Raw genomic sequence first — 11,546 nt, forward strand, 5'->3', positions numbered from 1 at the left:
AAAACGATGAAAAAAAGAAAAAACTTCTCAAAAAGAAGTTTTTCAGAAATTTATAGAAAAATTTTCGCTAATTCTTTTGCAACACCGTCTTCTTCGTTTGAAAATTCGGTTTGTTTATCAGCAAATGGAAGTAAGATGTCACTTGCATTTTTCATAGCATAGCCAGTTCCTGCAAAAGATAACATCTCAGTATCATTATGTTCGTCACCAAAGGCAATCAAATCATCGCTGTCCATGTTCATTGTTTTTAGAAGATACTTTAGTGCATATGCTTTATTGATACCTTTAGGCGAGAATTCTAAGATGTTAAGTGGCCCACCCCAAGAATCAATTTCAATTTCATTCTTGAAGAATTTTCGCATTTCATCAGCAAGCAGATACTTGTCATCGTGACGTGTTTGCATCAAGAGTCCATTTGGATTTTTGGTGATTTTGGTAATGTCAAGCGACATTTTGTCTGTAATTTTTTCAACACCAAAAAGTTTAGGGTTAATAATGTCTTGATTTTCAGCACTAATGTAGAATTTTTTACGATATTCGCTTGCGATAAAATCAGCTTGAACACTTTTTTGAAGGTCAAGAACATCAAGAAGATATTTTTTATCGATGGTTACGCTATGCTCGAAGTCCCATTTTTGCTCTGGAAGGTGAGTGAGCGACCCATTGAAAGAAATCATAGGTGTTTCTAGTTCAAGACGTTTATAATGCTCAAGTGCCATACGGTAAGGACGACCAGTCGCAATAACAACTTTGTGTCCTTTTTCTTGGATTTTTTTAAGAGTTTCAACTGTATAATCTGAAATGGTATTATCACTACGCAGTAGGGTTCCATCCAAATCAAGTGCAATCATTTTTTTCTTTGTCATAGGTGCTATTATAACAAAAAAGACTAGCAAAGAAAAAGAAAAGTAGGTATGATATAATAGTTTTAATAAAAAATGAGGTTACGCATTAATGTATAAAATTTTTTGGAGTCATTTATTTGCTTTAGGAATCATTTTGAGCATTACATTTTTTCATGTCAATACTGATGGTTTAATGAACAATGTCCTTTTTTCCTTGTTAGCAGTAGAAATGGGATTTTTCTTCTATTACTTTAAACACATTGTTTTACGAGTGGCTGCCCTTGTTTTGTGGTGCTTTTTCTATCCTAATAATCTAAATGTGCTATTTAGTGTAGCAGATAGATCATGGGCAACGACAGTTTTATGGACGACAGATGGGATGACATCATTCATGATTTACTTAGCTGTTCTTGTCTTTTCGCTAGTTGCAGGTACATTGAGCTTACGAATGATTTTAAAACCGTTGAATTTGAATCAGTACATCCAAGTGTTTTTTGTCATGGGAGTGGCATTTGCAGCTAGTTTGATGTTTCAAATATTACGAACGTTAGGAATTACTTGGAAAGTTATTGTCAATCAGCACCTAAATATTTTTGAACAAGTGACAAATGCTTTAACAACTATCAACATGCCATTTATCCTTGGATTAATGGTTGTTCAAGTAATGATGTTTGTTGTTCTTGATAATGATTAATTTATAATGAAAAGTCTGGTGGAGTGACTAGGCTTTTTTGTTACCTATTAAAGGCTTTTTATAGGAAAATTTGCTATAATTTTGTGGTAAGAAAGGGGAAATTTTATGGTTAAAAAAATCACAATAATCCATTTCTTTTTTGGAGTTATTTCTCTAGGAATTTACCATTATCATCTTGAAGGACCAGACTTGGTTTGGAATATGTTCCTGGCTTTGCTAGCTCTTGATTTTTCTTTTATTCCATATTTTATAAAGAATAAAGTGGTGAAAATTGTAGCAGCTTTCTTGTGGTTGTTTTTTTATCCGAATACTTTCTACATGCTGACAGATATTGTGCATATGAATTTTACAAGTTCGGTTTTGTGGGATAAATCAAGTTTGATTTTATATATGCTCTACGTATCTAGTATTTTATTTGGTGTTTTGTGTGGAATTGAAAGTGTTAAGAACATTGTGGTGACATTTAAAGTCAAAAATTATTATATCCGAATGTTTTTTATAGCTGTTTTATCTTTCGTTTCGAGTTTTGCCATCCATATTGGACGTTATGCTCGATTAAATTCGTGGGATATTTTTACAAGACCGAATGTGGTCATAGATGAACTCCTAGATGTAGTTAGCTGGAATGCCCTTCATTTCGTGCTTGGTTTCACTTTTTTACAACTTTTATGTCTTATTTTTTTAGATAGGGAAAATTTTAAATAAAGCTATTGAAAACTGAACAATCTTTTGGTAGAATATATAAGTCGTTCGGAAATAGAAGAAAAAGCGACTATTATTAACCTTTTAAAAGGAGAAACCATTTAAAAATGGAAAAGTTTTTTAAACTTAAAGAACATGGTACAAATGTTCGTAGAGAAGTAACTGCTGGTTTAACAACATTCTTTGCAATGTCATACGTATTGTTTGTTAACCCATCAATCCTTTCACAAGCTGGAATGCCTACACAAGGTGTGTTCCTTGCTACAATTATTGGTGCTGTTGTTGGTACATTGATGATGGCCTTCTACGCAAATCTTCCATATGCACAAGCACCAGGTATGGGACTTAACGCCTTCTTCACATATACTGTTGTTTTTGCCCTCGGATATACTTGGCAAGAAGCACTTGCTATGGTTTTCATCTGTGGTCTTATTTCACTATTTATTACAGTAACTAAAATTCGTCGATTGATTATTGAATCAATCCCAGCAGCGTTGAAATCAGCTATTTCAGCTGGTATCGGTATTTTCCTTGCTTATGTCGGAATTAAAAATGCTGGATTCTTGAAATTCTCTATCGACGCTGGAACATATACAGTAGCTGGTTCAGGAGCTGATAAAGGTCTTGCCTCAATCACAGCAAATGCATCTGCTACACCAGGTTTGGTCGCTTTTGATAATCCAGGTGTTATCCTTGCTTTGATTGGACTTGCAATTTCAATCTTACTTATTGTTAAAGGAGTTCGCGGTGGAGTTATTCTTTCAATCGCTGCAACTACAATTATTGGTATTTTGATTGGCGTTGTAGATCTTGGTTCAGTCGATTGGGAAGCAACTAATCTATCTGCATCAATCAATGATTTGAAAAAAATCTTTGGTGTTGCCCTAGGTAGCCAAGGTTTAGGTTCACTATTCTCAGATGCTTCACGTATTCCTGGTGTCTTGATGGCAATCCTTGCATTCTCATTGACAGATATCTTTGATACAATCGGTACACTTGTTGGTACTGGTGCAAAAGTTGGTATCATTACTACAACTGGTGGTAATAAAGAATCTAAAAAACTTGACCGTGCCCTTTACTCTGACCTAGTTGGTACAACACTAGGTGCCATCGCAGGTACTTCAAACGTTACTACTTATGTAGAATCTGCTGCAGGTATCGGAGCTGGTGGTCGTACAGGTTTGACTGCTCTTACAGTTGCTGTACTTTTTGCCATCTCAAGTTTCTTTAGCCCACTTGTTTCAATCGTTCCTACACAAGCAACTGCTCCAATTCTTATCATTGTTGGTATCATGATGCTTTCAAATCTTAAAAATGTAAAATGGAATGATCTTGGAGAAGCAGTGCCAGCATTCTTTACATCAATCTTTATGGGATTCAGCTACAGCATTACTTATGGTATCGCTGCTGGATTCATCACTTATACACTTGTTAAAATTGTAAGAGGTCAAGCAAAAGAAATTCACGCTGTTATGTGGATTTTAGATATTTTGTTCATTCTTAACTTTGTAAGTTTGGCAATCTTATAAAAAATAGTTCTATTTGATAAAGCTGAAGGCATTGTTCTCTCGCCTTCGGCTTTTTCTTTTTAAAAACGAATAATAGGTGAAAATTTTTAGTATTTGTTAATTTTTAATAAAAGATTTAGCGAAAAAACTGGCGAGACTTGGAAGGAAAGCAGATTTTTGATATAATGGACACATGTTTTATAGTCATAACGAAGATGAGCTGATGGCTTATGGCTATCGGCTAGGTCAAAATTTACAAGCAGGGGATGTCCTTGTGCTAACTGGAAATCTTGGCGCTGGTAAAACGACTTTAACCAAAGGAATTGCAAAAGGGCTTGATATTACTCAAATGATTAAAAGCCCTACTTATACGATTGTTAGGGAATATGAGGGACGTTTGCCACTTTATCATTTAGATGTTTATCGAATTGGAAATGATCCTGATTCTATTGATTTAGATGATTTCTTGTATGGTGATGGTGTGTCTGTAATTGAATGGGGTGAACTTTTAGAAGAAGATTTACTCGGTGATTACCTGGAAGTGGTTATCACTCCATCAGGGGATGGACGCCAAATTGAGTTACGAACTAATGGCTCACGAAGTGAAGAACTTGCGGAGGCTATGACTTGTGACTGAGCAAGAAGTAATCATCGAAGAAGCACAGCTAGATGATGCAGCAGCCTTGAGTAATCTTCTTGAGCAAGTTAGCAAAGAGACAGATTTTATTGTTGCGGACACTATTTTGTCACAAGATGATATGGCAATTTTCTTAGATCATCATTTGGCAGCTGTCAATGAAATTTGTCTAGTTGTGCGAGTTGGTAAAGAGTTAGCTGGTGTTTTAAATGTATCCAGCAGTGATTCGCCTCAGACAAATCATATTGGTGATATTTTTATTGCCGTGCGTAAAAAATATTGGGGATACGGCCTCGGTTCACTTCTCATGGAAGTTGCTCTTGATTGGGCGTGTCATACTCCAATGATTCGTCGTTTGGAGTTAACAGTTCAAGCAAGAAATAGCAGAGCTGTTCACCTTTATGAAAAGTTCGGTTTTGAGATTGAAGCTACTAAGGAACGTGGCGCAAAAACTAAAGATGGAGAATTTCTTAATGTCTACTTGATGAGTAGGCTGATAGACTAAAAGTAAACAAATGAAACTTGGAAAAAAAATTCTGTTGATGGTAGCAGCAATCATAGTGACGACAATTGTTGCACTTGGTGCTTATGTTACGACTGCTTATAATTTTTCAACAAATGAGCTAGCAAAAACCTTTAAAGATTTTAAAACGTCTGGGTCAAGCAGTAATGCTATTGAACAGACAAAACCTTTCTCAATTCTATTGATGGGGGTTGATACAGGGGATTCTGAACGTCAATCAACTTGGGAAGGTAACAGTGACTCTATGATTTTGGTGACTGTTAATCCTAAGACTAAGAAGACGACTATGACAAGTCTTGAACGTGATGTTTTGACTGAATTAACAGGTCCTGAAGATAATGATATGAATGGTGTTCAAGCGAAACTGAACGCAGCCTACGCTTCAGGTGGTGCACAGATGGCTATTATGACCATTCAAGATTTATTAGATATTAACATTGATTATTATATGCAAATCAATATGCAAGGATTGGTTGATTTGGTTGATGCTGTAGGCGGTATTACGGTGACAAATGATTTTGATTTTCCAATCTCAATTTCAGAAAATGAGCCTGAGTATACAGCTACAGTTGAGCCAGGAACTCATAAAATCAATGGTGAACAAGCTCTAGTTTATGCACGTATGCGTTACGATGACCCAGAAGGTGATTATGGTCGTCAAAAACGTCAACGTGAAGTTATTCAAAAAGTTCTTAAGAAGATTTTAGCGCTTGATAGTGTATCTTCATATAAGAAGATTCTTTCAGCAGTCAGCAACAACATGCAGACTAATATTGAAATTTCATCAAATACAATTCCAAGTTTGTTAGGTTATACAGATGCTTTGAAGACAATTGAAACTTACCAACTTAAAGGTGAAGGACAAATGATTGATGGGGCGTCCTATCAAGTTGTTAGTTCAGACCACTTGCTTGAAATTCAAAATACTATTAAAAAACAACTTGATTTAGAAGAAAGTACTGAACTTAAGACGAGTGCCGTTCTTTTGGATAATGTTTACGGTAGCGATTATAGTGACTACAGTTATAGCGACTATGGTTACAGTGATTATGACAGCAGCTATGGTTACGATAGTGGTTATAGTGATTACAATACAGGCGGTTATAGCGACTACGCAACTGACACTTATTATTCACAAGATGAAGCATATGCTTATTAAATTAAAAAGCTCGACCAGATGGTCGGCTTTTTTTTACTATATGAGAATACAAAATAAAAAGTCTAGGATTTAACCCTAGACTTCGTCATTAGTGGCTTCTTGATATTTTCCAAGAATTTGTCCAATCTGATTAAGACGGCCGTTAGTTTCTTGTTCGAAAAGTCGTCGTTTGTAATCTAAATCTTTGCTGATGCTTTCTAATTTTGGTAATTGTTGATTGATATCTTCAATTGAGCGGTTAATCTTTTTGATATCGTTAATGATTTTATCGCTGATTTCATCGGCATCAGAAAATTCTTGAGCGTATTGTTCACGCTTTTGGTAGGCTTGATAGGCTGCAAAACCAGCACAGCTTGCCACACCAAATGCGACAAGATGTGTTAATTTCATTTTTCTACCTCTACAGCGATTTGCTCTGCTAATTTGCCAAGTGCTTCAAAATCTGGTTCATGTTCTGTGAAGTTGATAGCAAATTCATCATCAGATGAATAACGTGGAATAAGATGAACGTGTGCGTGGAAGACAGTTTGTCCAGCGACTTCTTCGTTGTTGTTTACGATGTTCATACCAACAGCACCAGTTGCTTTTTGGACAGCACGCGCAATTTTTGGTAAACGAGCAAAGAGTTCTTGTGATGTTTCTTCTGACATAGCAAGAACATTGCGAACATGTTCTTTCGGAATGACTAAAGTGTGACCTTTAGTTGTTTGTGAGATATCTAGAAAGGCTAAGACTTTATCGTCTTCATAAACTTTTGATGAGGGAATTTCACCAGAGATAATTTTACAAAAGATGCAATTTTCCATTTGAATCACCTATATTCCTTTGATTTTGTTATAATTATTATATCAAAAAAATGTGGGTAGCTTATGTTAAAAATTGAAAATCTTACAGGTGGATATGTCAATATCCCAGTTTTAAAAAATATTTCTTTTGAAGTAAATGATGGTGAGCTTGTTGGATTAATTGGCCTAAATGGTGCTGGAAAATCAACAACCATCAATGAAATTATTGGACTTTTGACGCCTTATCAAGGTCAAATTACGCTAGATGGATTGACTCTGGCTAATAATCAAGCTGATTATCGTAAAAAAATTGGATTTATCCCTGAAACACCAAGTCTTTACGAAGAATTGACTTTGCGTGAGCATTTGGAAACTGTTGCTATGGCTTATGATCTTGATTTTGAAGCTGCCATGGCGCGTGCAAAAGAGCTGTTAAAACTTTTTCGTCTGTCTGATAAGCTTGACTGGTTCCCGATTAATTTTTCAAAAGGGATGAAGCAAAAGGTCATGATTATTTGTGCTTTCATGGTTAATCCAAGTCTGTTTATTGTCGATGAACCGTTTTTAGGATTGGATCCGTTGGCTATTTCTGATTTGACAGATTTGCTTGCGCAAGAAAAAGCTAAAGGTAAGGCTATCTTGATGTCAACACACGTGCTAGACGCTGCTGAAAAAATGTGTGACCGTTTTGTGATTTTGCATCATGGTCAGGTAAGAGCTGTAGGAAATTTGGCTGAACTGCGAGAAGATTTCGGTCAGGAAGATGCTAGCCTAAATGATATCTACATAGCTTTGACTAAAGAGGGATGAGAATGAAAGAAGTTTTTCAAAAACGACGTCGCCTCTTTTTAGGGCAATGTCTAAAGTATTTGCGATATGTCTTAAATGACCATTTTGTTTTAGTGTTGTTTTTCTTGCTCGGATTTTTGATGTTTCAGTACGGAAAATTACTGCAGCATTTTCCTAAAAATGTCATTTGGCTAGAAATTATTTTAGCTCTTGTGACACTTGCTATGCTTAGTCTTGGGAAAATTGCGACTTACATTGAGGCACCTGATAAGCTATTTTATCTCCCCAAGGAAGAAGAAGTTGTAAGCACGATTCATCAAGCTCGCATTCGTTCGTTTGGCATTTGGACAGTGATTCAGACAATTGTGATGATTTTGCTAGCGCCGATTTTCTTTAAATTGGGAATGTCACTAGTCATTTTTATTGTATTGGTGATTGTTCTAGCGATTCTGAAATGGTTTGTGATGACAGAAAAGGAGAAAGTCTTTTTTAAAGATGGACATTTTTCATGGGAAGCAGCTATCAATTACGAGTCAAAACGTCGTCAAGGAATTTTGAAGTTTTTTGCTCTCTTTACAACTGTTAAGGGAAATTCAGCTAGTGTGAAACGTCGTGCTTATTTGGATAAATTGCTTGGATTAGTGAAGAAAACACATGCTAAGACATGGTCAAATTTGTACCTTCGTGCTTTTCTTCGCAGCTCAGATTACTTAGCATTAACTTTGCGATTATCTTTATTAAGTATCCTAGCTTTGCTATTTATTCCAAATCATTTAGTAGCAGCAGCTCTTGCACTTGTTTTTAACTATCTTTTACTCTTTCAGTTATTGAGTTTAGCCCAACATTTTGATTATCAATATTTAACACGTTTATACCCAACATCAGAAACACAGAAAAAGGCTAATCTAAAGGCATTTTTGAGATATTTATCGTATTTAATTAGTTTAATTGAGCTTGTTTTGTGCTTTTCATTGAAAGCAGCAGGTCTTATCATTTTAGTGACTGTAATTGTTACAGAATGGTATCTTCCTTACAAAATCGCGAAGATGATTGACTAGCTGATGTAAAACAAGTAAAATAAAAGTGAAGAAATGTATAGTAATAGAATAGAAAAGGAGGGCAGACAGGTGACAACAGTATCAGATCAGGAATTGACAATGACACCTCTTCGAGGAAAAAGTGGCAAAGCCTTTATTGGTCAATATCCAAATGGTGAAAAAATCTTTATCAAGTTTAACACAACACCAATTTTGCCAGCTCTTGCAAAAGAACAAATTGCACCGCAATTATTGTGGGTACGTCGAACTGGTAACGGCGATACAATGAGTGCACAGGAATGGCTTGATGGAAGAATTTTGACTAAGGAGGATATGGGTAGTAAACAAATTGTCCATATTCTTTTGCGTTTACACAAGTCACGTCCATTGGTTAATCAATTATTGCAGTTGAACTATAAGATTGAAAATCCATATGATTTGTTGGTTGACTGGGAAAAGAATGCACCATTACAAATTCGTGAAAATACTTATTTGCAAAGTATTGTAAAAGAATTAAAACGCAGCTTGCCAGAGTTTCGCTCAGAAGTTGCGACAATTGTGCATGGTGATATTAAACACAGTAACTGGGTAATCACAACAAGTGGTATGATTTATCTAGTTGACTGGGATTCAGTTCGTTTAACAGACAGAATGTATGATGTAGCCTTTCTTTTGAGTCACTACATTCCTTACACACGTTGGGGTGAGTGGTTGAATTATTATGGCTATAAAGACAATGAAAAAGTACGCAGTAAAGTTGAATGGTACGGACAGTTTTCATATCTATCACAAATTTTGAAATGTTTTGATAAACGTGATATGGAACATGTAAACCAAGAAATTTACGGCTTACGAAAATTTAGGGAGTTAGTTAGTAAAAAGAAATAATGCGAGTTAGAAAACGTAAGGGTGCTGAGGAGCACTTAGAAAATAACCCACACTATGTTATCTTAAATCCAGAAGAAGCAAAAGGTCATTGGCGCGAAGTTTTTGGTAATGATAACCCAATCCACATCGAAGTTGGTTCAGGAAAAGGAGCATTCATCACAGGAATGGCTTTGCAAAATCCTGATATTAACTATATCGGAATCGATATTCAAGTATCAGTATTAAGTTACGCTTTGGATAAAGTTCTAGATAGCCAAGCACCAAATGTTCGTTTGCTACTAGTTGATGGTTCAGATTTGACCAATTATTTTGAAGACGGCGAAATTGATTTGATGTACTTGAATTTCTCAGATCCATGGCCTAAGAAACGTCATGAAAAACGACGCTTGACTTATAAGACATTTTTGGATACTTACCGTCAGATTTTACCTGAACATGGTGAAATTCACTTCAAGACTGATAACCGAGGCTTGTTTGAATATAGCTTAGCAAGTTTCTCACAATACGGCATGATTTTGAAACAAGTTTGGTTGGATTTGCATGCTAGTGATTTTGAAGGAAATGTCATGACAGAATATGAAGAGAAGTTCTCTAAAAAAGGCCAAGTCATTTACCGTGTGGAAGCACAATTTCAGTAATTAGCTGAAACTATCAAAGAAGTGATGAGCACTTCTGTTGGAGAGGTTGCATAGTGGAGGAATGTTGTTACAACATTTTGAGGGTTCGAGTCCCTTCCTCTCCTTATACAATTAAATACAACGAGAAAACGTCCTTTGATTTTTTAACAATTTAAAATATCGAGGACGTTTTTTGCAATTTTTAGACAATACAACTGTTATGAAGAAGAAATTCTCACTAGGATTGTAATATTGAGTTTAAAAACCATTTATTGATGGTTTTCGACAGGAAGCATGTAAAAGTGATGTAGCCTGTCTAGTTTAGTGAGGCAATATGTTTGTTAGAAAAGTAAAGGTACTTTTAGTAAAGTACCAAGGATTGTTAACGTATTTTGGGGCTATTACAGCTTTAAATTTACTATTGAAACTAGCTTATGATGAAATAATGATTAAGCATAAAAGCCCCGCAGAATTGCTGCTTTCAATTATTATTTTAGGTGCGACAATTTTTGCATCTTATTTGACGCGGCGAAGAAACATGTTATCTTACTTTATCCTAGAGAGTTCAGATGCAATCAATATGTACGCTCTTGATTTAAATTATCGACTTATATCGTTTAATCGTAATGATGTTCGGTTGATGCAGGAGGTTTTTGGTTTTACACCTAAAATCGGAGAATCACCGCTGAAATATTTAGGTGAAGAGAGAGCGATAATCTTAAAAGAAAAAATTGAACGAGCAAAAAATGGTGAAAATTTTACCTTTCTAGATACAATTCATCATAAAGATGAGACGTATTATTGGCAAAATATGTTCTCGCCAATATATAACCGTAAAGGAAAAATTATTGGTGTTTTCTCTCTTGTGGTCGATGTCACTGAACAACGTAAGAAAGAACTAGAGATACAAAAGATGGCTTACGAGGATGCTCTGACAAAAGTTCATAATCGTAGGTATATTGAATATGCTTTTGAAAAATGCATCACTGATAAAGAAGAAAGCATTACGGTTATTATGTCAGATTTGAATAAATTCAAAGAGGCAAATGATACGTATGGTCATGCAGTTGGAGATCAGATTTTAGTAGATTTTGGTAAAATTCTCACAAAGATAATGCCAAAAGACGCAATTGTTGCTCGTCTTGGTGGTGATGAATTTGCGGTTTTATTACCGGGATTCACAGAAAGACAAATTGGCTTTTTGATTAATTTAATCAGGATTGAAATGATAGTTAAGCAACTGCCAGTTACAGCTTCATTCGGATTTTATATTGATTCTTATAAATCGCAAAAGTCGTTTAGTGATTTTTGTATTCGCGCTGATGAGAGAATGTACCGTGATAAAAATCAGAAAGGATAACG

14 protein-coding genes and 1 tRNA gene are annotated in these 11,546 nt (G+C 35.4%); 12 read left to right on the forward strand and 3 right to left on the reverse strand.

The features are described 5' to 3' along the window. Positions 1 to 50: 50 nt before the first annotated feature. The gene (locus ACNTMY_RS01935; RefSeq protein ID WP_423216443.1) at positions 51 to 866 is read right to left on the reverse strand and encodes an HAD family hydrolase; all 816 of its coding nucleotides are present in this window, start codon (positions 864 to 866) and stop codon (positions 51 to 53) included. An 88-nt stretch (positions 867 to 954) separates the two neighbouring features. On the opposite strand from ACNTMY_RS01935, the gene ACNTMY_RS01940 reads away from it, so the two are divergent. The 6 genes from ACNTMY_RS01940 (at position 955) to brpA (ending at position 6,068) form a co-directional block, all read left to right on the forward strand. After that, positions 955 to 1,539, forward strand: coding sequence for a hypothetical protein (locus tag ACNTMY_RS01940; RefSeq protein WP_423216444.1), 585 nt, complete (start codon positions 955 to 957; stop codon positions 1,537 to 1,539). 105 nt (positions 1,540 to 1,644) lie between these two features. Further along, complete coding sequence (locus ACNTMY_RS01945; RefSeq protein WP_423216445.1) at positions 1,645 to 2,244, forward strand: DUF1361 domain-containing protein; 600 nt, start codon at positions 1,645 to 1,647, stop codon at positions 2,242 to 2,244. Between the two features lie 104 nt (positions 2,245 to 2,348). Further along, positions 2,349 to 3,770, forward strand: coding sequence for an NCS2 family permease (locus ACNTMY_RS01950; RefSeq protein WP_423216446.1), 1,422 nt, complete (start codon positions 2,349 to 2,351; stop codon positions 3,768 to 3,770). Between the two features lie 172 nt (positions 3,771 to 3,942). Next, the gene (gene tsaE / locus ACNTMY_RS01955) at positions 3,943 to 4,386 is read left to right on the forward strand and encodes a tRNA (adenosine(37)-N6)-threonylcarbamoyltransferase complex ATPase subunit type 1 TsaE (protein ID WP_423216447.1); all 444 of its coding nucleotides are present in this window, start codon (positions 3,943 to 3,945) and stop codon (positions 4,384 to 4,386) included. Beyond that, the gene (locus tag ACNTMY_RS01960; protein WP_423216448.1) at positions 4,379 to 4,891 is read left to right on the forward strand and encodes a GNAT family N-acetyltransferase; all 513 of its coding nucleotides are present in this window, start codon (positions 4,379 to 4,381) and stop codon (positions 4,889 to 4,891) included. Before tsaE ends, ACNTMY_RS01960 begins: the two co-directional genes overlap by 8 nt. 10 nt (positions 4,892 to 4,901) lie before the next feature. Continuing rightward, positions 4,902 to 6,068: a biofilm formation/cell division transcriptional regulator BrpA gene (brpA, locus tag ACNTMY_RS01965; protein WP_423216449.1), complete on the forward strand. Its 1,167-nt coding sequence runs from the start codon at positions 4,902 to 4,904 to the stop codon at positions 6,066 to 6,068. 75 nt (positions 6,069 to 6,143) lie between these two features. Here the strand turns inward: brpA and ACNTMY_RS01970 are convergent, their stop codons facing one another. Continuing rightward, entirely contained in the window at positions 6,144 to 6,458 is a 315-nt protein-coding gene (locus ACNTMY_RS01970) for a hypothetical protein (protein ID WP_423216450.1), read from the reverse strand. Continuing rightward, positions 6,455 to 6,874, reverse strand: a complete 420-nt coding sequence (locus tag ACNTMY_RS01975; protein WP_423216451.1) for an HIT family protein — start codon at positions 6,872 to 6,874, stop codon at positions 6,455 to 6,457. Before ACNTMY_RS01975 ends, ACNTMY_RS01970 begins: the two co-directional genes overlap by 4 nt. A gap of 63 nt (positions 6,875 to 6,937) precedes the next feature. Between ACNTMY_RS01975 and ACNTMY_RS01980 the strand changes: the two genes are divergently transcribed. The 6 genes from ACNTMY_RS01980 (at position 6,938) to ACNTMY_RS02005 (ending at position 11,544) form a co-directional block, all read left to right on the forward strand. Next, a complete protein-coding gene (locus ACNTMY_RS01980; protein ID WP_423216452.1) occupies positions 6,938 to 7,663 on the forward strand; it encodes an ABC transporter ATP-binding protein in 726 nt (241 codons plus the stop codon). A 2-nt stretch (positions 7,664 to 7,665) separates the two neighbouring features. After that, entirely contained in the window at positions 7,666 to 8,700 is a 1,035-nt protein-coding gene (locus ACNTMY_RS01985; protein WP_423216453.1) for an ABC transporter permease, read from the forward strand. A gap of 33 nt (positions 8,701 to 8,733) precedes the next feature. After that, on the forward strand, positions 8,734 to 9,567 hold the full coding sequence (gene ccrZ / locus ACNTMY_RS01990; RefSeq protein WP_423215237.1) for a cell cycle regulator CcrZ: 834 nt from the start codon (positions 8,734 to 8,736) through the stop codon (positions 9,565 to 9,567). Then, positions 9,567 to 10,205, forward strand: coding sequence for a tRNA (guanosine(46)-N7)-methyltransferase TrmB (gene trmB / locus ACNTMY_RS01995; RefSeq protein ID WP_021141720.1), 639 nt, complete (start codon positions 9,567 to 9,569; stop codon positions 10,203 to 10,205). The genes ccrZ and trmB overlap by 1 nt, the downstream gene beginning before the upstream one ends. Positions 10,206 to 10,244: 39 nt before the next feature. After that, a tRNA-OTHER gene (locus ACNTMY_RS02000) sits at positions 10,245 to 10,309 on the forward strand. 209 nt (positions 10,310 to 10,518) lie between these two features. Then, positions 10,519 to 11,544: a diguanylate cyclase domain-containing protein gene (locus ACNTMY_RS02005; protein ID WP_423216454.1), complete on the forward strand. Its 1,026-nt coding sequence runs from the start codon at positions 10,519 to 10,521 to the stop codon at positions 11,542 to 11,544. Positions 11,545 to 11,546 lie beyond the last annotated feature (2 nt).

The organism is Streptococcus equinus (assembly GCF_049393735.1).
Taxonomy (GTDB): domain Bacteria; phylum Bacillota; class Bacilli; order Lactobacillales; family Streptococcaceae; genus Streptococcus; species Streptococcus equinus_G.